This is a genomic window from Gluconacetobacter diazotrophicus PA1 5, from assembly GCF_000021325.1.
Classification (GTDB): domain Bacteria; phylum Pseudomonadota; class Alphaproteobacteria; order Acetobacterales; family Acetobacteraceae; genus Gluconacetobacter; species Gluconacetobacter diazotrophicus.
This window is the reverse complement of record NC_011365.1, coordinates 3110657-3134215: the sequence shown is the minus strand read 5'-3', so window position 1 is coordinate 3134215 and position 23559 is coordinate 3110657. Positions and strand designations below refer to the sequence as shown.

Sequence of the window (23559 nt, the reverse complement as noted above, 5' to 3'; positions counted from 1 at the left end):
AGCGGCCCGGAACAGGCGTCTACCGGCACACGTGCCGGTTTCCGTCGGCCCCGATATAGGTCCCGGTCAGCGGATCGAAACAGGCATTGGCGGTGCAGGCATTGCCCGAGGCCAGGGGCGCCGGGTTCACCCTGGCGGCCATGGCCAGCCCCTCGCGCGCCGCGGCGCCGCACAGCGGCGTGTCGGCGGGGGCGGAGGGGTCGTTGACCAGTTGCGCCTCGTTCGCCGGCGGGGGCGTTTCGACCACCGTGCCAGGCGCGAATTGCAGCGGCGGCCGGCGGGCCGGCGCCGTCCGGGCCGTGGGCGGCACCGGCTGCGCCGCGCACCCCATCAGGCACAGCACGGGCAGCAGCAGCACCGGCAGGAACAGGGCCGGCCGGGCACGCCCGGACGGCGAGAGGAGAAGCTGTTTCAAGATCCGCTGCCTTTCAGATATCCAGCCGCCCCTGGGCGGCCTCGCCGGACCTGTCGGCGCGCACCGCCGCCTCGCCATCCGCGAAGATCAGCACCAGCCGGCCGCCCGGACGGACGTCGGCGGCGCGGGTGACGGGCACCCCCGCCGGGTCGCGCACCAGGACATAGCCGCGTTCCAGCACCGCCATGGGCGACAACGACTCCAGCCGCCCGGCCAGCCCGGCCAGGTGGGCACGCCGCTCGCGCAGCATCGCCGCCAGCGGGGCCGGGCGCAGGCGCGTCCTGTCCGCCCGCGCGTGCCCGTCGCGCAGGGCCTGGCGCAGGCCGGATTGCAGGTGGCTGGCCGCCAGCGCCAGCCTGGCCCGGCGCGGGCCGGTCAGCAGGCTGGCGGACGGCATGGCCCGTTCCACCGCCAGCAGCGCCGCGCGCCGCCGCGCGACCAGCGCCGGCAGCGCCATGTCCAGCCGGTGGCCGCGATCGTCCAGCCGCATCCGCGCCGTGCCCAGCAGCGACGGCAGGTCGGGCAGACGGGCCGCCGCCCGGTCCAGCCGCAGCCGCAGCGTCTGCGTCAGGCGCGCCAGCCCGCTGGTCAGCCGGGCCGCGCGATGCCCCAGATCGGCCACCAGCTCGGCCCTGGCCGGGGCCGCCAGTTCGGCCGCCGCCGTGGGGGTGGGCGCGCGCCGGTCCGACACGAAATCGATCAGCGTGGTGTCGGTTTCGTGCCCCACGGCGGAAATCAGCGGAATGCGGCACGCCGCCGCCGCCCGCAGCACCACCTCGTCGTTGAAGGCCATCAGGTCTTCCAGCGACCCGCCGCCGCGCGCGACGATCAGCACGTCGGGGCGCGGGATCGGCCCCCTGCCGTCGATGGCGTCGAACCCCGCGATGGCGGCGGCGATCTGCGCGGCCGCCGCCTCGCCCTGCACCGCGACCGGCCAGACCAGCAGCCGGCGGGGAAAGCGCCGCGCGATGGTGGTGCGGATATCGTGCATCACCGCCCCCTGGGCGGACGTCACCACGCCGATCACGTCGGGCAGGAACGGCAGCGCCCGCTTGCCCGCCGCGTCGAACAGCCCCTCCGCCGCCAGCTTCAGCCGCAGCCGCTCGATCCGCGCCAGCAGCGCGCCCTCGCCCGCGTAGTCCAGCCGGTCGATGATCAACTGGTAGGACGAGCGTTCGCCATAGGACGAGATCTTGCCCGTCGCCACGACCTCGACCCCGTTTTCCGGCTTCAGCCCCAGCCGCGACACCGACCCGCGCCACACCACCGAGGAGATCTTCCCCCCCTCGTCCTTCAGCGAGAAATAGAGATGCCCGGACGGATAGCGCTTGAATTCCGTGATCTCGCCGCGCACGCGCACCCGGCCGAACGTGCCCTCCAGCGTGCGCCGGATCGCCCCCGAAATCTCGGAGACCGAATATTCGGGCACGTTGCCCGCCCCGGCCGTGCCGGAGTCGCGAAGAGGTTCGTCCATCGCCACAGGGTATGATAGAGACGGCGTCCCCGGAAGCCTGAGTATGAACCAGGCCGGGCGTGAACTGTTGGAGCGGATGGGATGCGGGTGCTGCTGGTCGGATCGGGCGGACGGGAACATGCGATGGCGGAAGCGATCGCGCGCTCGCCCAGGCTCGAGGCCCTGTTCATCGCCCCCGGCAACCCCGGCACGGCGGCGCTGGGCACCAACGTCGCCATCGCCGCCGACGACGTACCCGCCCTGGTCGCCCTGGCCCGGGCCGAGCGGATCGACCTGGTGGTGCCGGGCCCCGAGGCCCCGCTGGTCGCGGGCCTGGCCGACGCCTGCGCCCAGGCCGGCATCCCTTGCGCCGGCCCCAGCCGCGCGGCGGCGGAACTGGAAGGCAGCAAGAGCTTCACCAAGGAAATCTGCGACGCGGCGTCCATCCCCACCGCGCGGTGGGAACGGTTCGACGCCGCCGCCCCGGCGCTGGACTTCGTCCGCCGTCGCGGCGCGCCGATCGTGATCAAGGCCGACGGGCTGGCGGCCGGCAAGGGCGTCGTCGTGGCCCAGACCGTGGCCGAGGCCGAGAAGGCGATCCGCGCCATGATGGACGACGCCGCCCTGGGCGAGGCCGGCCGGTCGGTGGTGATCGAGGAATGCCTGACCGGCGACGAAATCTCGCTGTTCGCCTTCTGCGCCGACGATACCGCCGTGCTGATCGGCGCGGCGCAGGACCACAAGCGCATCGGCGAGGGCGATACCGGCCCGAACACCGGCGGCATGGGCGCGGTGTCACCCCCCGCCGGGTTCGACCGCGCGCGGCAGGAAGCGGCGCTGGACCTGCTGGTCCGCCCGATGCTGGCCGAGATGGTCCGTCGCGGCACGCAGTTCCGGGGCGTGATCTTCGCCGGGCTGATGCTGACCGAAGACGGCCCCAAGCTGATCGAATACAATGTCCGCTTCGGCGACCCCGAGGCCCAGGCCCTGCTGATCCGCCTGCAATCCGACCTGCTGCCCGCCCTGGCCTCGGTCGCGGACGGCACGCTGGACGCGGCGGACATCCGCTTTTCCGACGACCATTCCGTCAGCATCGTGCTGGCCGCGCGCGGCTATCCCGGCAGGCCCGCCGCCGGCGGCGTGATCGCGGGCCTGGAACAGGCCGGGGCGCTTCCGGGGGTGCACGTCTTCCATGCCGGCACCAGGCGCGACGACCAGGGCCGGATCGTGGCGGCGGGCGGGCGCGTGCTGACGGTCTGCGCCACCGGCCCCACCCTGGCCCAGGCCCGCGCCCGCGCCTATGACGGCGTGGCCGCCATCCGCTGGGACGACGCGGTCTGGCGCCGCGACATCGGCGAGCGGGCGCTGCGCGCCTCGTCCTGAGCCACGGCGGGAGAAATTCCCGCCGTCCGGAAACCATCCAGACCAAAACGCGTATTTTCGGATGTGGCTTTCCATTGGGGGAGTCATATCCGCGTATGCGCGTAACGATTCCGATCGCCAGGATATCCCGGATACGGGCCAACGCTCCCTGCGCGACAGGACGCCGCGCGGACCACCGATATCCCGCGGACGCAACGCCGCCCTCTCCAGCAGAACCTGCACGTGTAGAGGCTGATTTTCCGGGACGACGTTTGCCGACCCCGTGCGGGGCCATAAAATGGAAAGGCAATCATCATGGCAACCCAGGACAAGACTCTGTCCGACGCGTTCTACGAAACGCTCAAGGACATCTATTTCGCCGAAAAGCAGATCCTGAAGGCGCTCCGCAGGTCGGTGCGCGCCGCCCAGGCGCCGGATCTCAAGAAGGCGTTCGAAACCCACGCGACCGAGACCGCCACCCACGTCGAACGCCTGAACGACGTCTTCGGCATCATCGGCCGCGCCCCCCGGGCCAAGACCTGCGAGGCAACGCAGGGCATCCTGGCCGAAATGGAGGAAGACCTCGAGGAATTCGGCTCGACCAAGGCGGCGGACGCCGTGCTGATCGGGTCCGCCCAGGCCATCGAACATTACGAGATCGCGCGCTATGGCACGCTCAGGGCGTGGGCCGCCGATCTCGGCCTGGACGATGCGGAAAAACTGCTGGCCGAAACCCTGGAAGAGGAGAAGCGGACCGACGCCCTGCTCTCCGAGATCGCGGAACGGGAAAGCAATCCGCAGGCCCAACGCCAGACGGCCTGACCCACCCGACACCAGGGACGAAGGGGGGTCGCCCGACGGGCGGCTCCCCGCGTCGCGCTATCACCATCATGCGAAGGATCGCGCCGAACATGACGCTGAATACGGATATGCAGATCCCGGCCCACACATCGCCCACATGGCGCAACGCCGTCACGTCCCACCCGCCGGCCCCCTATCCGCCGGAGCAGCCGGCCCCGCCCCCGTCGCCCGACCAGCCGCCGCCGATGCCTAAGGACCCGGGAAACCCGCTGAACTGAGCGGAGCATCGGCTCGGGGCTTCATTCAGGGTTTCATGACGACCTTGATGCATCCATCCCGCTTGTCGCGAAACGTCTTGTAGAGTTCGGGACCTTCTTCCAGCGAGGCCCGATGCGTGATGACGAAGGACGGATCGATGTCGCCCTTCACGATCCGGTCCATCAGCATCGGCAGGTAGTGCTGCACGGGCGTCTGGGCCATGCGGAACGTCAGGCCCCGGTTGATGGCGGACCCCATCGGGATCTTGTCCAGAAGGCCGCCATAGACGCCGACGATCGAGACGGTCCCGAAATTCCGGCAGCACATGATGGCCTGCCGCAGCACATGGGGCCGGTCGGTACCCAGGAACGTCGCCGTCTTGATGCGGTCCACGACCGCGTCGATGCCGCTCCAGGTATCGGCCTCGGTGCCCACGGCATCGATGCAGGCATCGGCGCCACGGCCCGCCGTCAGGTCCTGGATGCGGGGATAGACGTCCTCGGTCCTGAAATTGATCATCTCGGCTCCCCCGGCCTCGGCCAGGGCCAGCCGCTCGGGAACGGTATCGATCGCAAGGACGCGTTCGGCGCCCAGCAGGAAGGCGCTGCGGATCGCCATCTGTCCCACCGGCCCGCAGCCCCAGATCGCGATCGTCTGTCCGGGCTGGATATTGCAGAACTCCGCCGCCATGTAGCCCGTCGGAAAGATATCGGACAGGAACAGCGCCTGTTCGTCCGTCAAATGGTCCGGAACCTTGATCGGCCCGACATCGGCATAGGGAACGCGCAGATATTCCGCCTGCCCGCCCGCATAGCCGCCCAGCAGGTGGGAATACCCGAACAGGCCGGCCGGCGAATGGCCCCACAGCTTCTCCGCCCTGGCATGATCGGGGTTGGTCCGCTCGCAGCCCGAGAAGAATCCCTTGCTGCAAAAGAAACATTCCCCGCATGCGATGGTGAACGGTACCACCACGCGGTCGCCGACCTTCAGGTTTCCGGCGTCCTTGCCCACCTCCACCACCTCGCCCATGGTTTCATGGCCCAGGACGTCGCCATGGTGTATTTCCGGGATCATCCCGTCGAAGATATGCAGGTCCGACCCGCAGATCGCACACGCGGTCACCCGTATGATCGCGTCGCGGCTGTTTTCCAGGATCGGGTCCCGCACGCTTTCGCAGCGGATATCGCTCTTGCCGTGCCATACCAGGGCTTTCATGGATCGTCTCCCTTTTCGCGGGCGGCGGCACGACGGCCGGCACGCATGGTCCGGCCGTCACAACATCGGCCGGCTGTCCGGCCGGGCGGCTCCTGCTGCTGCGCGGGAAAGCGCTCGTCGTTCCTTTCCGTCATCGGGCTTCTCCATCGGTATGACGATGCGTCCGGAAGAAGGTCGTCAGCCCCAGCACCATCAGGATCGTCACGACAGCCAGCACCTGCCTCTTCTCCCGGCTCCGCGGCTAGGTGCGCAGGCCGCCGTCGACATGGCCCTCGTCGGCGGCCGGGGCGAACAGGTTGCCGTCCGTCACCGGCGCGGCATCGGCGCGCGCGAAATATCGCGTCAAGACGCGGTTCATGATCCGCGCCGTCAGGGCCGGCGCCAGCATGTGGGCGAACCGCCCGCCCCAGGCCCCGGACCCGACCATGACGGTGTCCCTCGGGTGCGCCAGCAGGTTCGCGATCGCGGCGGCGACCCGCCGCGTCTCCAGAAGGGGCGGCGGCGCCGAGAGGCGGCGCCCGGTATAATTCGCGCCGTGCGAGATACCGGGCGTATCGACGAAGCCGGGACAGACATCGCAGACATGGATATGCGGGTGCGCCGACAATTCCCCGCGCAGGGCTTCGGAAAACCCCCGCAGGCCGAACTTGCTGGCGCTGTAGGCGGCGGCATAGGGGGCGGCGCAGAACCCGCCGACCGAGATCACGTTCACGAACGTGCCGAACCCCTGGGCGAGGAAGATCGGCAGGACGGCATGGGCATCGTGCATGTGGCCGATCAGGTTGATGCGGACCACCTGCTCGTGCGCCTGGATGGGAACGTCCTGGAACCTGCCGACGGCGCCGACCCCGGCATTGCTGACCCACATGTCGATGGTGCCGGCGAACAGGCGCGCCTGTTCGGCCAGCGTCCGCACGGCGGCGGCATCGGTCACATCGGTCGGGACCACCGTCACCCGAGCCCCCGCGTCGCGACATCGGGCCGCGACGGCATTCAGGGCGTCCGCATTGCGGGCGGCCAGGACCAGCGCGGCACCGGGCCGGGCCAGCATTTCCGCCACCGCCTGACCGATGCCGCTGGACGCCCCCATGACCACGACGTTCGCAGATGGAAACTCGGACATCTTCCCGGTCCTCCCCGCGGCTGTCGGCCCCGATCAGGTCGGATCAGCTCAATCCGGCGAAGACGGGGCGCTGGGCCGGGTCATGGCACCGGTGCCGGGATGGTGCATCTTCTTCTGTTTCCCGGTGTGGGGCGACGGCAGCATCGGGGACGCCGGCGTAGGCGAGACCTGCTCGCGCTGCATATTCCGCCCGGTGGGCAGTTTTTCCGATGGGGGCACCCCCGCCGGGGCGCCGGTCGGGCCGGTCTGGCCGGTCGACGGGGTACCGGGGTTCGAGGTCGTGGGCGGGATCGGACTCCGCGACGTCGTTCCCGGCTGTGACGACACGTCCGGCTGCGCCCCGGCCGGCCCCGCGCACCACGCGGATGCCACCAAGCCGACGAGCGCAATCCGCGCTAGGGAAGTGACACGGGACATGGAAGCCTCCTGATGGCCACTGTGGATGCCTCAACGGCAGGCCGCCCCCGCAGTTCCGGTCCCTGGGGCCATTCTTCCGATGCCGGCACTCCCTGCCTTATTTTTTCAGGACGGCCTCGCCAGGCTTGTTCTGCAGCGTGAAATCGCTGTCGTCGGGGCCGCCCGCCCTGGGGTCGGTGTACCAGCACCAGAAGGAAATGCCGCGCACGCCGTGACGGACCAGCACGGTCCGCCAATCTTCCAGCACGTCCCGCTGGATATTCAGGTCGACCGGCACCTTCAGTTCCTCGGGGCTCATCCACGGGCGCGACAGCACGCCCTGCCCCGAACGCAGGCCCAGTTCCGCCACCCAGACCGGCCGTTGCCACCGCTGGCCCAGCGCGCGCAGGTGTCCGGCGGTGTCGCGCATCACGCGCAGGCGCCCCGGCCGGTCGTCCGGCAGGGCGGTGTAGAGGCTGGTGGTGATGACGTCGAACAGGTCCCAGTGCTGAAAGGCTTCGGCCTGTTCGGGATTGTCCGCGTCATAGGCCAGGTGGCCGGGATAGGCCGCGCGAATGGTCTTCACGAAATCGGGCCAGCCTTCGGCCTTTTCCACGCCGCGCAGTTCCGTGGCGATGACGATGGTCGCGACCCCTTCCTCCCGCGCCACCGCGACCAGCGGCAGGATGGTCCGCGCGTAATTGCGGAACCACAGCGCGGGGTGCGCGGGGGCGACCTGCCCGGCCCAGTGCCACGGAATCCACAGATGGATCTTCAGGATCGGCTCCAGCCCCGCCGCCTTGATGTCCTTCAGTCCGGCCCGCACGACATCCGGCTGGCTGTCCGCCCCCAGGACGGGCGTGTCAGACTCCGGGGTCGGCTGCCAGGCGAAGGCCACCTGCATGGCCACGCTGGCTCCCGCATGGGCCAGTCGCGCCATGGATTCACGCGCCGCCGGACTGCCCCACGGCGCGTCGGCCGACATCTTGACGTTGGCACCCGTCCAGTACGATGCCGGGCGCAGCAGGAACAGGGCCACGACCAGAACCGGCACCAGCAGCAGCAGCAGCCACGCCCATTTTACCTTACGCGTTCCCATATGCGGTAAGCTCCCTGTTCCAGGGCCAGACTGTAATGTGGCAGGCCATCCGCCCAGAGGTCGGGGTGGGACTGGCTGATGCGGTCCACCTGTGCGTCCTGGGCGTCCGAACTGTCCGGCGGGGTGACCAGCAGGTGATCCGCCGCGGGCAGCCGCCCCTGGATCGCACCCGCGTCACCCGGGGGAAAGACCAGTTTGCCGACATGGCCGCAGAACGCAATCACGCGATAATGCGCCAGCGGGTCCAGCAGGGTGGTGCGGTCGCGCTGCGTGATCCATTGTCCCACCTTCATCTCGTCACGGTACAGGGCGACCGGCGTACCGCCCAGCGCCTCGGTCCAGCCATGGCCGCTGGACCAGCCGGGCAGCGCCAGCGCGCCCCACCCCACCCCGACCGACAGTATCTGCACCCCCAGCAGCGCGATGCGCCGCGACGGCGTGACACGCTGCGCCAGGACCAGCAGCGGGGCGGCCAGGTACGGCAGGTAATCCAGCGGATGATAGGGCAGGCCACAGACCAGCACCAGGAACGGCGCGGTGATCAGCGACAGCACGATGGCCAGGTACGGCATGTCCCGCGACGCGCGCGCCAGGCCGGAGAACATGACGACCGAGGGAAAGAACACCACCGCATACAGCAGGAAACGCAGCAATTCCGCCATCCGGTAGGACAGTCCGGCCGTCGGCAGCACCCTGTTCCACGGAAAATCCTGCCCCGGCCCACCATTCAGCGGCGTCACGAACGGCGCGACATACCCGAACACCGACCAGTTCAGATAGACCAGCGCGCACAGCGTCATCGCAACCGGCGTGCAGGTAATCAGATAGAAGGCCAGCGGCTGCGTGACCACGAACGCGGGCCGGGCGGCAAAGGGAATCCAGGGCAGCATGGCCAGGCAGACCGGCGTGGCGGTGGGGTCCGCCAGCAGGAAGCCCACGCCGCAGAACGCGAACTTCACATAGGCATTCAGGTCGTGCCGGTCATGGATGCGGCAGAGGAAGACGCACATGCCGTAAAACAGGAACAGGGCGATGCTCTTGCCGCCGCCCGCGGTGGCGAACCACAGCACGATGGGGTTCAGCGCCACGCAGACGACCATCAGCAGGGTGCCGGCCCGGCCGATCTGGCGCTGGATGGACGGCACGGGCGCCAGGACCAGCAGCGCCGTCCCCACCACGCCCAGCACATAGGGCAGGACGGGATGCAGCGGCCCCAGCAGCGGGGCCAGCGCGCCATATCCCAGCACCGGCAGGCTGATGGGCAGGAAGCCCAGGTCCCGCGCCGCCGTCGCATGCGTGGAAAACACCAGATAGGTGCTGATCTCCCTCAGGACGGAATCGCTGACATACCCCTCCTGCAGCAGCGTGAAGGCGGCGGCCCCGAACCAGAATGCGACCAGCAGGAACAGGACGGCGGCATAGGCGCGCGGCGTCATGATTTCAGTTCTTCCAGTTCCGCTGCGGTGTGCTTGCTCAGGCCATGCTGGGTCTTTTCCCAGTAGAAGGGCTTGTACAGAAGCTGGAACAGCCCCTTGTAGGCGGCGATCGACTGCAGCGCCCAGTAGACCGGCGTCGTCAGCGCATAGAGCGCCAGATGGCGGTAGTTCCGCTTGAACGAGCACAGCACATAGGTATAGACCAGAAATCCGTTTCCCAGCAGAAGGTTGAGAGCGTTGAGGGCCATGATGCGGCCGGAGAAGACGCCGCTTCCGGCCTTGAGGCCGAACAGCGTGAACAGGATGAAGAAGACCCAGAAGATGGGGGCCAGCAGCGCCGTCATGAAGGTACCGCCGATAAAGAACTGGAAGCCCCAGAAGCCCGTGCCCCCGGTCTTGCGGTAGAATGCCAGCGGGCTGCGCATATGCACCAGATAGGTCTGCATGTAGCCCTTCAGCCAGCGCGAGCGCTGGCGGATCCAGTTCGGGATGCTGACATTGGCTTCCTCGAAGGTCGTGGAATCCACCACCGCCACCTTCCAGCCCCGCTGGGTCAGGCGCACGCCCAGGTCGGCGTCTTCCGTCACGTTGTACGGGTCCCACGCATGGACGGCGCGCAGCGCGCTGATCTTGAAATGGTTCGAGGTACCGCCCAGCGGTATGGGAATGCGCATATATTCCAGCGCAGGCAGGTAGAAATCGAACCACGCCGTATATTCCAGCGTGAACATGCGCGTCAGCCAGTTCTCGGTGGCGTTGTAATAGTTCAGGCGCGCCTGGATGCAGACCACATTGTCCGGCAGCTTGCGGAACGCGACCAGGACCTTTTCAAGCTGCGTGGCCTCCGGCTTGTCCTCGGCGTCATAGATGGTCAGGTACTCGCCCCGCGCGAAGCGCAGCGCATAGTTGCAGGCCTTGGGCTTGGTGCGCGGTTCGGACGGCGGCACGCAGATGATCTCGAACGTCGCCTCCAGCGCCAGCTTCCGGGCGGCGGCGATGGTTTCGATGTCGTCCTCTTCCAGGACCAGCTTCACGTCCAGCTTGGACTGGGGGTATTCCAGGTTGCGGATGGCATTGACCAGGATGGGCAGCACGTCCGGTTCCTTGTACATCGGAACCAGGATGGTATAGACGGGGAAATCCCTGTCCTCCAGCGACCGGATCTCGCTGTCCCTGACCTTGACGTCCACCTCCTGCCGCACCGCCGCGCAGGACAGCATGAATTTGAGGAAGAAGCTGGCGAAGAAGACCAGTCCGGCCGCCAGGTTGGCCGCGAACAGCGTGCGTTCCGGCGCCAGGTACAGGAACAGCAGGAAAACCATCGCCGTGATATAGAAGAATGCGATCTGCCCCCGGGTGAACACCTGACGGGCGGAATGCTGCGGCGTCATGGTGGACAACGCATTCAGCGCGTCGTCGGACAGGGCGGCGTTGCCCATCTTCTGCAGCAGCCACACCGTATCGAACCGCCCGGTGCCGACGAAGCACGCGTTCTGCCCATACCGGGCGCGCAGCCAGTTGAAGGTGTCTTCCGACGGGTCGGCCAGCGCCAGGATGATGGCGCCGTCCGCGCTGCGCCGCCAGGGCAGGAACGAACGCCGCGCATACTCGTCGATCATCGCGCGGTCGAACAGGTCCGGGTCCGGCGGGTGGCCCATCAGGTCCACGAACTCCAGGTCGAAGAACGTGGCCAGAAGATGGTAGAAACGACGCGGCTTCAGCCACCCCTTGGCCAGGATGATGTCGCCAAGGCGGGATTTCCAGAGCTTCTGCGTCTGGATGGCTTCGTCGAGCTGCGCCTCGGTCAGGATGTTCCGGCTGACCAGGAACTGCCCGAAAAGACGCTTGTCCGGCTGCGTGACCATGGCCAATCCGTTCCCGCTCCTATGGCGCCCAGTGTTCCGGGCCGCCAAACGGTATCCACAACCCCACGAAGGGGCCGCCGCCCGCGCCGGTATTGCGCCCGGCCAGGTCACGCTCGTATCCGGCCTGGATGCTGACGGGGCCCAGGCGCTTGAGCAGCGACGCACGGAACTTCGTCAGGTCGTAATTCGTGCTGCCGATGGGGTTGCCGGAATTGTAGACCAGGCCGTTATTCAGCGACTGGATATGGCTGAATTCCTCCATGACCGTAAAACCATACCACAGGGTGGTGCCGTGGGTGGCGTCGAACCGCAGTTCGTGCGCGGCCTGGCCGGTCCGGAAGCGTATGCCGCCGCTCATGTCGATATAGGACCAGCGTCCCAGCAGCCTGTAGGGGCGGCCGATGGCGTGGCGGATTTCGACCGACTCCCCGCCCGGTCCCAGCCGCTGGGCGGCATTGACGTTATAGGTGGGCATGCCGACCAGAAGCTGGACCGCCCCCACCCACGGCGCCGGCAGGAAGCCCAGGGGCCGCACCTTGTACCTTACGCCGACCTCCTGGTCGCCGAATCCGAAATTGCTCTGGCTGCTGTAGATATTTTTGTACCCGACCTCGTTCAGCCAGAAATTGCCGATCACGGTCAGCCGGTCCGTGACGCCATATTCCGCATAGACATTGGTCTGGTTCACGTAGCTGTTGCCGCCATACGGAAACCGGAAAAGCTGGTGATCGTTGGCGAAGCCGCTGGTGCCGTCCCAGCGGTCATGCTGGACGATGACGATGCCATGCCCCTTGCGCTGCACCCAGGCCGTCGCGCGCGCGGCGTCCACGGCCCCGCACAACAGCAGGGCCGCACACGCCATCCCCCATGCCAGGGCACGGATCTTACGAATCATGCTTGGAGGAACGCCGGGCGTAGAGACGCCGCATGATGGACAGGAACACGACGGTGACCACCAGCCACGCCGCGCCGAACAGCCACAGCCGCACGCTGTTCAGCCGGTCCAGCCAGCTCTGGTAATCCGGATAGCTGACGGCGGCGCCGTCCGGCCCGGTGGCGGCGGCGTCGGCCGTCCGCGTATCCAGGGCGCTGACCTGCCCCTGCGCGTCCATGAAGGCCAGGTCGGCCGCCACGGCCGAGAAGCCCAGCGGCCGGAACGGCGCGTCGTCGCCGCCGGATTTCAGCCACAGCCCGCGCTGGTTGCCGCGCCTGACGATGGCGGCCAGTTCGATGCCGGGCAGCGGGGGGGCGTCCAGGATGACCCTGCCGTTGCTCTCGGCCACGCAGATACGCCCGCGATCGAACCGCACCGGGGACGAAAAGCCCGCGGGCACGTCGTCGCGCAGCCAGATGAAGGACTGCCCGTCCTCCGGCACGGCGGCACCGGTCCGCAGGCTGAGCAGATAGGGGTTCAGCCCCAGCCCGTTGGCCAGGCCCGCCAGCACGGACATCCACCGTGCCGGCATCCTGAACGCGTCGTCGGACAGGTACACGGCAGCCTGGTCGGGCAGCGTGCGGCCGAAACCATCCAGTGTCCCGGACGGCGTGGTGATGCCGCGCGCCTGGAGGAAGGAAGACGGCAGAAGCTGCACATAGGACGGGGCCAGCGGGGCGGCGCACTCGCCCAGGCTGGTCTGCCGCACGACCTGCACGCGCAGGGTTTCCGCCGTCGCGGCCTGCGATTCGACCAGCGGCACGTTTTCCGTCAGGGCGCCCCCGGCCTCCGGCAGGGCCTTGACGGCGCGCAGGCTGCCGTTCTGGAACACGTGCAGCAGCAGCGGATTGCCCGGCAGGCTGGGCGGCACGATCATGTTCAGGTGCAGGCTGCTGGAAACCTGCCGCCGCATGGCATCGACCGGCAGCGACAGCGTCCATTCCGCATTGCTGCTGATCGGCAACGGAGAGTCCGTGACCCCCAGCGACCCCAGCGGGATGATCGTCCGCGCCGTGCCGGGCAGCCCGGTGCTGGCGGCGTAGCTGTCCGCGGCCAGCAAATCCGTCCATGGGCGCAGCAGCAGCATGTTCCTGGCACTGGCGGACAGCAGCAGGCGGGGGGCCACGCCCGGGCCCCCCCGGAGCAGGCGCAGGGCGCCGCCCTTCAGGGGCGGCAGGTTCAGGGCGGTAAAATCCTCGTCCCGGCCGATATAGATGTCCGCCGCGCCGGCGCCGTCGACCCACGTGACGTCGCGGCCCTGCGCCTGCAGATAGGTCGCCACGGCCAGCATGGCCTGGAACTGCGCGGCATCGCGCCCGGGCGTGGGGGCCCAGACCCGGACCGTGCCGCCCAGCATGTCCAGGAAGCCGCGCGCGCTTTTCAGTCCGTCCAGCGCGGTGTCGAAGGACACGCCGCTGTCGGCCAGCACATGCACGTAGCCCCGGCCGACATTGGCGTTCTCGCAGGGGTTGGCGGAGGTCACGAACACCGGGCTGACGCGGACCGCCAGGTAATGCGCGGCCAGGTCCCGCGCCGAAAGCGGGATCGTGACGGTGCGCTCGGCGGCGCTTTCGTCCACGTCCCCGATCGAAAGCTGGTCGCGCGGCTGGCCGTTGACGAAGACCTGCAGCACGGACGGCTTCAGCAGCCCCGGGGAAATGGCCATATGCAGCCGCAGCCGCGCACCGGCGATCGGCGTATCGGCCGGCACGCGGATATAGAACGACGCGGCATCGGTCCCGTTCAGGACCGTCACCCCATCCGTCAGGCCCTGCTGGTAAAGGCTGCTCGTTAGTGACTGCGCATAAGAAGAACTACTGAAACCGTATGCAGAAGCGCAGAAAACAGCAAGAAAATTAACAAAAATAAATGATTTTCTCATAAAGCCGGCCCCAGGAAACAGCTTCGCTCCCTATAACTTAATGTTTTATTTAAAGTAAAGAAAAATGGACTTGCGCGGAAAATTTTTGTTCCGAAACCCCTGTGATTACGATTCAAACAGCGTGTAATCGTTACAACCATTACATGGCCATCCAATGGCCATGTAATGGCTAGCGCCCATCATGGCCCTGAGTTCCCAAAAAATTTCCGTCAATCCGCCAGGGGAAAATGACAGGCGGCGCTGCGGCCATCGGACAGCGGGCGCAACGCGGGGGCCTCGATGCGGCAACGGTCCCGCGCCACGGGGCAGCGGGTGTGGAACCGGCACCCCGGCGGGGGCGAGATCGGGCTGGGCACGTCGCCGCACAACGGCGGCGCCGGTTCGCCCCCCCGCACCACCGGTTCGGGCACCGCCGCGACCAGGGCGGCGGTATAGGGGTGGGCCGGGCGGTGCAGCACGGTGTCGGCCGCGCCCAGTTCGACGATCGCCCCCAGATACATCACCGCGACCCGGGTCGAGATCTGCCGCACCACCGCCAGGTCGTGGGCGACGAAGACATAGGTCAGGCCCAGCCGGTCGCGCAGATCCATGAACAGGTTGACGATCTGCGCCTGGATCGACACGTCCAGCGCCGACACCGGCTCGTCCGCCACCACCAACCGGGGCGACAGCGCCAGCGCCCGGGCGATGTTGATCCGCTGCCGCTGCCCGCCGGAAAATTCGTGCGGGTAGCGCGCCAGCGCCGCCTGCGGCAGGCCGACCAGGTCCATCAGCTCCGCCAGCCGCGCCGCGATGTCCGCGTCCGTGCGCCGCCGCCCGTCCGCCGCGCGATGCACGCGCAGCGGCTCGGCGATCAGCTCGCCGATCCGCCGCCTGGGGTTCAGCGCGGCATAGGAATCCTGGAACACCATCTGCATGCCCTGCCGCAGCGGGCGCAGCCGCCGCTCCGGCAGGGCGGTGATGTCGGTGCCGTCGAAGACCACCCGCCCCGCGCCGGGCCGGACCAGCCGCAGCAGGCAACGCCCCAGGGTCGATTTGCCGCAGCCGGATTCGCCCACCACGCCCAGCACCTCGCCCGGCCAGACCTCCAGCGACACGCCATCCAGCGCGCGCAGCACCTGCCCCCGTCCCACGCGGTAGTCCATGCGCAGGCCATGGGCGGACATCAGCGGACCGGTCATGCCCCGCCCCCCGCCACCGCGCAGGCGCCGCGCGGCGGCAGCGGGCGCCCCTCGGCGGGCAGCACGCACGCGACCTCTCCCGCCCCGCCCGCCATCAGCGCGGGCCGCACGGCGCAGGCCGGATGGGCATGGGCGCAGCGTGGCGCGAAGGCGCAGCCCGCCGGCCGGTCCGCCGGCGCGGGCGGGCTGCCGGGAATCGCGGGCAGCCGCGCCGGGCGGGGGCCATGCAGCGGCGGGATCGAATCCAGCAGGGCGGCGCTGTAGGGGTGGCCCGGTTGCACGAACAGCGCCGCCGTCGGCCCGTGTTCGGCCACCATGCCGGAATACAGCACCATCGTCCGGTCGCAGGTTTCCGCCACCACGCCCATGTCATGGGTGATCAGCAGCACCGACGATCCGAAATCCCGCCGCAGGCCGCGCAGCAGGTCCAGAATCTGCGCCTGCACCGTCACGTCCAGCGCGGTCGTCGGTTCGTCGGCGATCAGCAGCGACGGGTCGCACGACAGCGCCATCGCGATCATCGCCCGCTGGCGCAGCCCGCCCGAAAGCTGGTGCGGATACCGCCCGGCCACGCGCTCGGGGTCCGGCACGCCCATGTCGCCCAGCAGCCGCACGGTGCGGGCGCGGGCCTCGGCACGGCCGACACGCCGGTGGGTGCGGATCTGCTCGTCGATCTGCCAGCCGATCGTATAGACCGGGGTGAAGGCGGTCATCGGGTCCTGGAAGACCATCGCGATCTCGCGCCCGCGCAGGGCGCGGAACGCCCGCTGCGGCAATCCCGCCAGTTCGCGCCCCCGATAGCGCACCGACCCGGCGATGCGCGCGCCCGGCACGTCGATCAGCCCCATGATCGCCAGCGCCGTCAGGCTCTTGCCCGACCCGGATTCACCCACGATCCCCATGATCTCGCGCGCCCCCAGCGCGAAGGTGACGGATTCGATCAGGTTCACCATCCGGCCGCCGACCGGCAGCGCGATCGTCAGGTCCCGCACCGCCAGCAGGGGCGTGGCGTCAGCGCCCATCGCGCAGCCTCGGGTCCAGCAGCAGGTACAGCAGGTCCACCACCGCATTGGCGATGACGACGAACACCGCCGAATACATCACCGTCGCCATGATCAGCGGCAGGTCCAGGTTGGCCAGCGCCTGATAGGTCAGCCGCCCCACCCCCTGCAGGCCGAACACCACTTCGGTCAGCAGCGCGCCGCCCCCCACCAGTTGCGCGAAATCCAGCCCGAACAGCGACACGAAGGTGATCATCGAGGTCCGCAGCCCATGGACCACCAGCACCCGCGCGGGCGACAGGCCCTTGGCCCGGGCGGTACGCATGAAATCCTCGCCCTGCACGGCGACGAGGTCGGCCCGCAGCACGCGGCTGTAGATGCCGATGAACAGCACCGCCAGCGTGAACCACGGCAGGACCAGCGCGCGGAACCAGCCGGCCGGGTCCTGGGTCAGCGGCACATAGCCCAGCCCCGGCACCCAGCGGAACAGCCACAGGTCGTGATAGCGGCTCTGCGTCACCAGGTTGACCACCTGGCCCAGCCAGAAGACCGGGATGGAAATCCCGACCAGCCCCAGCATCATCAGCAGCCGGTCCACCCAGCCGCCGCGCAGCGCCGCCGCCAGCGTGCCCATGACCACCGACGCCACCACCCAGATCACCGCCGCGCCGGACACCAGCGACAGCGTCACGGGGGCGGCCTGCAGGATCTCGGGCACCACGCGCTCGCCCCGGTTGACGTAGGATGTCAGGTCGCGGGTGACGAACAGCTTGTCCATCATCCGCAGGTACTGCACCGGCAGCGGCCGGTCGAACCCGTATTCCACCCGCACCCGCGCCACCGTCTCGGGCGAGGCATTGCGTCCGGCGATGCGCGCCGTGGGGTCGCTGCCCGGGGTGGCGAAGAACACCAGGAACACCAGCACCGAAATGCCCGCCAGCACGAACAGCATCTGCCCCAGGCGCTGCCCCGCGCGCCGCAGCGCCCTCATGCCCGGCCCCCGGCATCACGTCCTTCGGCATCCCGCACGTCCAGCGCGTCGCGCAGCCCGTCGCCCAGGACGTTCAGCGCCAGCACCACGACCATGATCGCCAGCCCCGGGGCCACCGCCACCATCGGGCGGGTATAGATCAGGCCCTCACCATCCTGGATGATGGTACCCCACGACGCGGCGGGCGCCTGCACGCCGATCGACAGGAACGACAGCGCCGATTCTGCCATCAGCGACAGCGCCATCATCAGCGGTGCCAGCACCACCAGCGTATCCGTGACGTTGGGCAGGATGTCGCGCAGCACGATGCGGTATCCCGGCACCCCCAGCCCCCGCGCGGCGGTGACGAATTCCGACCGCCGCAGCGCCATCACCCGCCCGCGCACCGGCCGCGCCGCATAGGGCACGTAGACCAGCGCGATGATGCCGATCGGGATCAGCAGGTTGTCGCTGGCCAGGGTCACCGGCCCCAGCCGCAGCCCCTGGCTGACCGTGACGATGGAAAGCGAGATCGCGAACAGATAGACCGGCACCGCCCACATGATGTCCATGATCCGCGACAGCACGGCATCGACCACCCCGCCCATATAGCCCGAGACGATGCCGACGCCCCCCGCCAGCACGATGCACAGCAACGCGGCGCTGGCGCCGATCAGCAGCGAATTGCGCCCGCCGTACAGCAGCCGCGCCGCCACGTCGCGCCCCTGGCTGTCCGCCCCCAGCAGGTCGGCCGACGGGCGCCAGGTCGGGCCGATGGGCGACAGGCCCAGATGCAGCGGATTGTCGTCGGGCTGCATGATATCGACCGCCCGCCCGTCCACCATCAGCGTGCCGGCCACGTTCGACGTGAACGGGTCGGTATGGGCCACGTCGCGCGCATAGACCGGCGCCAGCAGGCACGCCGCGGTGACGGCCAGCAGCACCGCCAGCGCCCCCATCGCGCCGCGGTTGCGCGCCAGCCGCCGCCCCGCCCGCTGCCACGGGCCCGTCCCGCTTCCGGTCCCGGTCATTGCACCCACACCTGCGAGAAGATCATGTGATACAGGTTGGTGTAGAAATAATGGCCCAGCCGGCGTGACACGAAATCGATGTAATTGATGCGGACGGTCGGCACGGCGGGGGAATCCCGGTCGATGGTCCGCTCCGCCTCCGTCCACAGCATGGCCGCCCGCGCCGGATCGGTTTCCTGCTTCGCGGCGTCCATCGCCGCCTGGGCCGCCGCGTTGCAGTAGCCGGAGATGTTGATCGAATTGTCGGTGCCGGGGTGGAAATTCTCGCACCCGAACAGGTCGTCCAGGAAGTTCGAGGCCGACGGATAATCGGCGAACCAGTCGCGGACGCTGATCTGCACATGGTTGGCGGTGTTCTGGACGTACCCGAACTGCACCGATTCCGCCATCGGCTTGACGCTGGCGTCATAGCCCAGGGACTGCAGCATATTGCGCAGCCACACCCCCATGCTCAGATCGACCGCGGTGTTCAGGACCACCACCGTCACCTTCTGGCCGGCGGTGCCGCTCTGCGCCACCAGGCGCCGCGCGCGGTCCAGGTCCGGCGCCCGCCAGGACGGCAGCGGATGGTCGGAATTCCCCCCTGCGGTATAGGCGCAATCCGCCAGCGCGCCGGGCAGGCCCGGCGGCACCATGCGGCACAGCGGCGTGGCCACGGCGGTGCCCCCATACAGGATGGCCATCGCCCGCCGGTCCATGGCGAAATTCACCGCCTGCCGGGCCAGCGGGTTGTCGAAGGGCGGGATGTTGACGTTCATCGGCACGTAATACAGGCCATAGAGCGGCCGGATATGGACCTGCGCGGTATGGCGGCCGCCCAGCTCGCCCAGCCGGTCCAGCGGCTTCATGTCGAACATCCAGTCGTACTGGCCGTTTTCCACCGCCGTCACCTCGGCCTCGTCCGGCAGGCCGAAATCGTACTGGATGCGATCGGCATAGCCGTCGGGCTGCGCACCGGGGCTCCAGACATGGAAATACGGGTTGCGCACCAGCAGCATCCCCCGGTCGGGATCGTAGGACGCGAACATGTACGGCCCCGTCGTGGGCGCCGGCACGTTGCCCAGGTCGCGGACGGGGGTATCGGCCGGCAGGATCGCGGCGTGGGGAAAGGTCAGCTTCTGCGGGAATTCGGCATCCGGCCGGCTCAGGTGGAAGGTCACGGCCCGCGTCGCGGCATCGACCTCCAGCCCGCCCTGCAACGTGCAGCGCGCCGGGTCGCGCAGGCAGGCATCGGCGCCGATGATGGCGCCGTAGAACGACCCCGCCGTGGGACTGCCGACCTGGAACAGCCGCCGGAAGGACGCCGCCACGTCCGCGACCGTGACCTCCCGCCCGGTGGAAAACCGCACGCCGCGCCGCAGCACCATGCGCCAGGTGCGGCCCCCGTCCTCGGCCACCGGCACCGATTCGGCCAGGTCGGGCACCACGTCGTCGCTGCTGTCGTCATCCGCCTTGCGCGAGGCCAGCAGCCCGTCATACAGGACCGCGAACAGTTGTGCGTATTTCGAGGTATAGTTGATCTGCGGATCGACCGTCCCGCCCGACGACGCCGCCGTCAGCCGCAGCGTCCCGCCCCGATGCGGACTGCCCAGCGTGTCCCCGTCCCCGGCCAGCCCATCCCCGGCCCGGGCCGGCCCCGCCAGCAGCAACCCGATCGCCAGGCAAACGGATCGCGCCGGGAATGGCACTATTGCGCCTTCATCAGGCCGGTCAGGCGGTCGGCGATCTGCTCGGCCGAGGAATCCGACTGGATCGTGCCGGCATAGCGCCCCTCGGGCGACATGATGACGATGCGCGGCGAGGGTTCCATGGTGTAGTCGCCGTCCTTGCCCTCATGCCGCACATAGGGGGCGTGGTATTCGGCGGTGACGGCCTTGATCATGTTCGGCGCGCCGGTCATGGCGAAGATGTGCGGGCCGAAGCGCAGCGTATAGGCGCGCATCTCCTCCGCCGTGTCGCGCATCGGGTCCACCGAGATGAACAGCGGCGCCACCAGCCGCGCGCGCTGGCCCAGCCGGTCCATCGCCCCCGCCATCGCCTTCAGCGTCGCCGCGCACTGGCTTTCGGGACAATGGGTCGAACCGAAATAGACCAGCATCCACCGTCCCTGGAAATCGGTGTCCGACACCGTGCCCTCGGCCGCGCTGACCAGGCGGAACGACCCGCCGATCTCGTTGCCATGGGTCGAGAGGACCGGCCCGATCCGGTCCATGACCCGATAGCCGGCATACGTGCCCGCCAGTCCCAACGCCGCGACGACCAGCCCGATCTTCAGCCGGCGTTTATCCGTTTCCTGCATCAATGCGCGTCCGCCCAGTTTGCTCCGGTCCCGGTTTCCACCACCAGCGGCACCGACAGGCTGGCCGCGGATTCCATGACCTGTTTCACGAGGGCGGACAGCGCGTCCTGCTGGCCCGCCCGCACCTCGAACAGAAGTTCGTCATGGACCTGAAGCAGCAGCCGTCCGTCAAGCCCGGCCGACGCCAGCGCGTGGGGCAGGCGCACCATCGCGCGCTTGATGATGTCCGCCGCCCCGCCCTGCAGCGGCGCGTTGATCGCCTGCCGCTCGGCATAGGCGCGGCGGACGGCGCTGCGGTCGGCGATCCCGGGCACCCAGCAGCGCCGGCCGAACGGCGTGGTGACGTAGCCCTGGTCCTTCGCCTCCTGCTTCACCGTTTCCATATAGGCGCGGATGCCGGGATAGCGGGCGAAATAGGCGTCGATATAGGCCCGCGCCTCGCCCGGCGGAATGCCGAGCTGCCGCCCCAGGCCGAAGGCGCTGATGCCGTAGATGATGCCGAAATTGATCGCCTTCGCCCGCCGGCGGGTCAGCGGGTCCATGCCCTCGATCGGAATGCCGAAGACCTCGGACGCCGTGCGGGCATGGATGTCCTGCCCCAGCGCGAAGGCCTCGCGCAGGGCGGGAATGTCCGCGACATGCGCCAGCAGCCGCAGTTCGATCTGCGAATAATCGGCCGACAGCAGCACATGGCCGGGTGCTGCGACGAAGGCGCGGCGGATGCGCCCGCCCTCCTCGGTGCGGATGGGGATGTTCTGCAGGTTCGGCTCGTTGGACGACAGGCGGCCGGTCGAGGTGATCGCCATCTGGAACGAGGTATGGACCCGCGCGGTGTCCGGGTCCGCCTGCTTGACCAGCGCGTCGGCATAGGTCGATTTCAGCTTGGCCAGTTGCCGCCACGCCAGGATGCGCCCCGGCAGGTCGTGCCCCTGGTCGGCCAGGTCCTGCAGGACTGAGGAATCGGTCCCCCAGGCGCCGGATTTCATCCGCTTGCCGCCGGGCAGCCCCATCTCGTCGAACAGGATCTCGCCCAGTTGCTTGGGCGAGCCGACATTGAACGACCGGCCGGCCAGGGCCTGGATCTCGGCCTCCATCTGCGCCATGCGGGTCGCGAAATCGGCCGACATGCGGCGCAGTTCCACCACGTCGATGGCAATGCCCGCGCGCTCCATGTCCGCCAGCACGGCGACCAGCGGCCGTTCCAGTTCCTCGTACAGCGCCAGGGCATGATGGATGCGCAGGGTGGGGCGCAGCGACAGCCACAGCCGCAGCGTCACGTCGGCATCCTCGGCGGCATAGGCGGTGGCGCGTGCCACATCGACCCGCGCGAACGGCACGCGGTTGCGTCCCGTCCCCGTGACCTCGTCATAGGGGATCGGCGTATGACCCAGATACAGCCGCGACAGTTCGTCCATGCCCTGGCCATGCCGCCCCGCGAACTGGGCGTAGGAGATCAGCATGGTGTCGTCGACCGGCGCCGGCTGGGGCGCGCCCGCGCGCGTCAGCACCAGCAGGTCGAACTTCGCGTTCTGGAAGATCTTCAGCACCGACGCGTCGGCCAGCAGCGGCCCCAGGATCGCCAGCGCCAGGCCGGTTTCCAGTTGCGGCCCGACCGGGTCCGGAGCGTCGTCCTGCGGCGCCGGCTCAAGCAGCAGGTCGGGCAGCAATTGCGGCGGCGGGGGCTCGGCCGTGTGCGCCAGCGGGATATAGCAGGCCCGTCCCGGCGCCACGGCCAGCGAAATCCCGACCAGCCCGGCGCGCAGCGGGTCCAGCCCGTCGGTTTCGGTGTCGATGGCGCAGAACCCGGCCGTGCGGGCCTCGGCCACCCACGTCTCCAGCGCCCCGGCCGTCCTCACGGTCTCATAGGGGCCATAGGGCGCCCGGTCGGGCGAAGGCGTCGGCGCGGCGGCAACAGCGGCGGCAGGCGCCGGGGCGGAACTGGCCACCCCCACGGCGGCGGCCGACTCCTTCATCCCCATCCGGTGCAGCAGGGAGCGGAAGCCCATGGACTGCAGCCATTCGCCCAGCTTCACCTCGTCCGGATCGCGGCAGATCAGGTCTTCCAGCCCCAGGGGGCAGGGCGCGTCCTCGCGCAGCGTCACCAGCACCCGCGACAGGCGCGCGCGCTCGGCATGTTCGATCAGGCTGTCACGCCGCTTGGACGGCTTCATCGCCGGCGCCCCGTCCAGGATCGCGTCCAGCGAGCCATATTCCGCGATCAGCGCCGATGCGGTCTTGGGCCCGATTCCCGGCACGCCCGGCACGTTGTCGACCGAATCGCCGATCAGCGCCTGCACGTCGATCACCTTGTCCGGGGTCACGCCGAACTTCGCCTCGACCTCCTTCGGGCCGATCGGCTTCTGGCGGATCGGGTCCAGCATCTCCACGCCCGGGCGGATCAGCTGCATCAGGTCCTTGTCGGACGATACGACGGTGCAGCGCCCGCCCGCGTCGGTCACAAGGCGGGCATAGGCCGCGATCAGGTCGTCGGCCTCCCACCCCGCTTCCTCGATCCCCGGCACGCCGAAGGCCGCCGTGGCGTCGCGCACCAGGGCGAATTGCGGGCGCAGTTCCTCGGGCGGTTCGGGCCGGTGGGCCTTGTACTGGTCATAGATCCCGTTGCGGAAGGTCACCCGCCCGGCATCGAAGATGACCGCCAGATGCGTGCCCACATGGTCGCGCAGCAGGCGCGCCAGCATGTTCGTGAAGCCGAACACCGCGTTGACGGGCGTGCCGTCGGGCGCGGTCATCGGCGGCAGGGCATGGAAGGCACGGAAGATGAACCCCGATCCGTCGACCAGGATCAGGTGAATCGGGGCGTCGCCGGACATGGGATGG

General features: G+C 69.0%; 20 protein-coding genes. 4 read left to right on the top strand and 16 right to left on the bottom strand.

The window, feature by feature from the left end; genetic code table 11:
* Window positions 1–19: 19 nt before the first annotated feature.
* Entirely contained in the window at window positions 20–415 is a 396-nt protein-coding gene (locus GDIA_RS14370) for a BA14K family protein (RefSeq protein ID WP_012228152.1), read from the bottom strand.
* Window positions 416–428: 13 nt separating this feature from the next.
* Entirely contained in the window at window positions 429–1889 is a 1461-nt protein-coding gene (gene xseA, locus GDIA_RS14365; RefSeq protein WP_012554629.1) for an exodeoxyribonuclease VII large subunit, read from the bottom strand.
* An 81-nt stretch (window positions 1890–1970) separates the two neighbouring features.
* Here xseA and purD point away from each other — a divergent pair, with 81 nt between their 5' ends.
* The 3 genes from purD to GDIA_RS14350 all read left to right on the top strand — a co-directional run bounded on the left by purD (window position 1971) and on the right by GDIA_RS14350 (window position 4309).
* A complete protein-coding gene (gene purD, locus GDIA_RS14360) occupies window positions 1971–3251 on the top strand; it encodes a phosphoribosylamine--glycine ligase (protein ID WP_012554628.1) in 1281 nt (426 codons plus the stop codon).
* Between the two features lie 294 nt (window positions 3252–3545).
* On the top strand, window positions 3546–4052 hold the full coding sequence (locus GDIA_RS14355) for a YciE/YciF ferroxidase family protein (protein ID WP_012554627.1): 507 nt from the start codon (window positions 3546–3548) through the stop codon (window positions 4050–4052).
* A gap of 89 nt (window positions 4053–4141) precedes the next feature.
* Complete coding sequence (locus GDIA_RS14350; protein ID WP_012554626.1) at window positions 4142–4309, top strand: hypothetical protein; 168 nt, start codon at window positions 4142–4144, stop codon at window positions 4307–4309.
* A 25-nt stretch (window positions 4310–4334) separates the two neighbouring features.
* Here the strand turns inward: GDIA_RS14350 and GDIA_RS14345 are convergent, their stop codons facing one another.
* Both GDIA_RS14345 and GDIA_RS14340 read right to left on the bottom strand, forming a co-directional pair.
* Window positions 4335–5504: a zinc-dependent alcohol dehydrogenase gene (locus GDIA_RS14345; RefSeq protein WP_012554625.1), complete on the bottom strand. Its 1170-nt coding sequence runs from the start codon at window positions 5502–5504 to the stop codon at window positions 4335–4337.
* 241 nt (window positions 5505–5745) lie between these two features.
* Complete coding sequence (locus tag GDIA_RS14340; protein WP_012554624.1) at window positions 5746–6627, bottom strand: SDR family oxidoreductase; 882 nt, start codon at window positions 6625–6627, stop codon at window positions 5746–5748.
* On the opposite strand from GDIA_RS14340, the gene GDIA_RS14335 reads away from it, so the two are divergent.
* Window positions 6593–7057 carry a hypothetical protein gene (locus GDIA_RS14335; RefSeq protein ID WP_144880308.1) on the top strand — a complete coding sequence of 155 codons (465 nt, stop codon included), beginning with the start codon at window positions 6593–6595 and terminating at the stop codon, window positions 7055–7057. The genes GDIA_RS14340 and GDIA_RS14335 overlap by 35 nt on opposite strands.
* Window positions 7058–7141: 84 nt before the next feature.
* Here the strand turns inward: GDIA_RS14335 and GDIA_RS14330 are convergent, their stop codons facing one another.
* From GDIA_RS14330 to polA, 12 genes are all read right to left on the bottom strand, one after another.
* Window positions 7142–8122 (bottom strand): glycoside hydrolase family 113, encoded by a 981-nt coding sequence (locus GDIA_RS14330; RefSeq protein ID WP_012554622.1) that lies wholly within the window; start codon window positions 8120–8122, stop codon window positions 7142–7144.
* The gene (locus GDIA_RS14325; protein WP_012554621.1) at window positions 8104–9558 is read right to left on the bottom strand and encodes a hypothetical protein; all 1455 of its coding nucleotides are present in this window, start codon (window positions 9556–9558) and stop codon (window positions 8104–8106) included. Before GDIA_RS14325 ends, GDIA_RS14330 begins: the two co-directional genes overlap by 19 nt.
* Window positions 9555–11423 carry a glycosyltransferase family 2 protein gene (locus GDIA_RS14320; RefSeq protein WP_049762941.1) on the bottom strand — a complete coding sequence of 623 codons (1869 nt, stop codon included), beginning with the start codon at window positions 11421–11423 and terminating at the stop codon, window positions 9555–9557. Before GDIA_RS14320 ends, GDIA_RS14325 begins: the two co-directional genes overlap by 4 nt.
* Window positions 11424–11442: 19 nt before the next feature.
* On the bottom strand, window positions 11443–12318 hold the full coding sequence (locus tag GDIA_RS14315; protein ID WP_012554619.1) for a hypothetical protein: 876 nt from the start codon (window positions 12316–12318) through the stop codon (window positions 11443–11445).
* On the bottom strand, window positions 12308–14113 hold the full coding sequence (locus GDIA_RS14310) for a cellulose biosynthesis cyclic di-GMP-binding regulatory protein BcsB (protein ID WP_012554618.1): 1806 nt from the start codon (window positions 14111–14113) through the stop codon (window positions 12308–12310). The genes GDIA_RS14315 and GDIA_RS14310 overlap by 11 nt, the downstream gene beginning before the upstream one ends.
* Window positions 14114–14448: 335 nt before the next feature.
* Window positions 14449–15420 carry an ABC transporter ATP-binding protein gene (locus GDIA_RS14305; RefSeq protein WP_012554617.1) on the bottom strand — a complete coding sequence of 324 codons (972 nt, stop codon included), beginning with the start codon at window positions 15418–15420 and terminating at the stop codon, window positions 14449–14451.
* Window positions 15417–16442 (bottom strand): ABC transporter ATP-binding protein, encoded by a 1026-nt coding sequence (locus GDIA_RS14300; protein WP_012554616.1) that lies wholly within the window; start codon window positions 16440–16442, stop codon window positions 15417–15419. The genes GDIA_RS14305 and GDIA_RS14300 overlap by 4 nt, the downstream gene beginning before the upstream one ends.
* On the bottom strand, window positions 16432–17412 hold the full coding sequence (locus GDIA_RS14295; RefSeq protein WP_012228167.1) for an ABC transporter permease: 981 nt from the start codon (window positions 17410–17412) through the stop codon (window positions 16432–16434). The genes GDIA_RS14300 and GDIA_RS14295 overlap by 11 nt, the downstream gene beginning before the upstream one ends.
* Window positions 17409–18422: an ABC transporter permease gene (locus tag GDIA_RS14290; protein ID WP_012228168.1), complete on the bottom strand. Its 1014-nt coding sequence runs from the start codon at window positions 18420–18422 to the stop codon at window positions 17409–17411. Before GDIA_RS14290 ends, GDIA_RS14295 begins: the two co-directional genes overlap by 4 nt.
* On the bottom strand, window positions 18419–20110 hold the full coding sequence (locus GDIA_RS14285; RefSeq protein WP_012554615.1) for an ABC transporter substrate-binding protein: 1692 nt from the start codon (window positions 20108–20110) through the stop codon (window positions 18419–18421). Before GDIA_RS14285 ends, GDIA_RS14290 begins: the two co-directional genes overlap by 4 nt.
* The gene (locus tag GDIA_RS14280; protein WP_012554614.1) at window positions 20110–20721 is read right to left on the bottom strand and encodes an SCO family protein; all 612 of its coding nucleotides are present in this window, start codon (window positions 20719–20721) and stop codon (window positions 20110–20112) included. Before GDIA_RS14280 ends, GDIA_RS14285 begins: the two co-directional genes overlap by 1 nt.
* Complete coding sequence (gene polA, locus GDIA_RS14275) at window positions 20721–23552, bottom strand: DNA polymerase I (protein WP_012228171.1); 2832 nt, start codon at window positions 23550–23552, stop codon at window positions 20721–20723. The genes GDIA_RS14280 and polA overlap by 1 nt, the downstream gene beginning before the upstream one ends.
* Window positions 23553–23559: the final 7 nt, after the last annotated feature.

Coding starts and splice junctions, on each gene's coding strand:
- GDIA_RS14350 (WP_012554626.1), top strand. CDS start 4,142: ATGACGCTGAATACGGATATGCAGATCCCGGCCCACACATCGCCCACA.
- GDIA_RS14305 (WP_012554617.1), bottom strand. CDS start 15,420: ATGACCGGTCCGCTGATGTCCGCCCATGGCCTGCGCATGGACTACCGC.
- GDIA_RS14300 (WP_012554616.1), bottom strand. CDS start 16,442: ATGGGCGCTGACGCCACGCCCCTGCTGGCGGTGCGGGACCTGACGATC.
- purD (WP_012554628.1), top strand. CDS start 1,971: ATGCGGGTGCTGCTGGTCGGATCGGGCGGACGGGAACATGCGATGGCG.
- GDIA_RS14330 (WP_012554622.1), bottom strand. CDS start 8,122: ATGGGAACGCGTAAGGTAAAATGGGCGTGGCTGCTGCTGCTGCTGGTG.
- polA (WP_012228171.1), bottom strand. CDS start 23,552: ATGTCCGGCGACGCCCCGATTCACCTGATCCTGGTCGACGGATCGGGG.
- GDIA_RS14280 (WP_012554614.1), bottom strand. CDS start 20,721: ATGCAGGAAACGGATAAACGCCGGCTGAAGATCGGGCTGGTCGTCGCG.
- GDIA_RS14345 (WP_012554625.1), bottom strand. CDS start 5,504: ATGAAAGCCCTGGTATGGCACGGCAAGAGCGATATCCGCTGCGAAAGC.
- xseA (WP_012554629.1), bottom strand. CDS start 1,889: ATGGACGAACCTCTTCGCGACTCCGGCACGGCCGGGGCGGGCAACGTG.
- GDIA_RS14325 (WP_012554621.1), bottom strand. CDS start 9,558: ATGACGCCGCGCGCCTATGCCGCCGTCCTGTTCCTGCTGGTCGCATTC.
- GDIA_RS14355 (WP_012554627.1), top strand. CDS start 3,546: ATGGCAACCCAGGACAAGACTCTGTCCGACGCGTTCTACGAAACGCTC.
- GDIA_RS14340 (WP_012554624.1), bottom strand. CDS start 6,627: ATGTCCGAGTTTCCATCTGCGAACGTCGTGGTCATGGGGGCGTCCAGC.
- GDIA_RS14320 (WP_049762941.1), bottom strand. CDS start 11,423: ATGGTCACGCAGCCGGACAAGCGTCTTTTCGGGCAGTTCCTGGTCAGC.
- GDIA_RS14335 (WP_144880308.1), top strand. CDS start 6,593: ATGACCACGACGTTCGCAGATGGAAACTCGGACATCTTCCCGGTCCTC.
- GDIA_RS14290 (WP_012228168.1), bottom strand. CDS start 18,422: ATGACCGGGACCGGAAGCGGGACGGGCCCGTGGCAGCGGGCGGGGCGG.
- GDIA_RS14315 (WP_012554619.1), bottom strand. CDS start 12,318: ATGATTCGTAAGATCCGTGCCCTGGCATGGGGGATGGCGTGTGCGGCC.
- GDIA_RS14295 (WP_012228167.1), bottom strand. CDS start 17,412: ATGAGGGCGCTGCGGCGCGCGGGGCAGCGCCTGGGGCAGATGCTGTTC.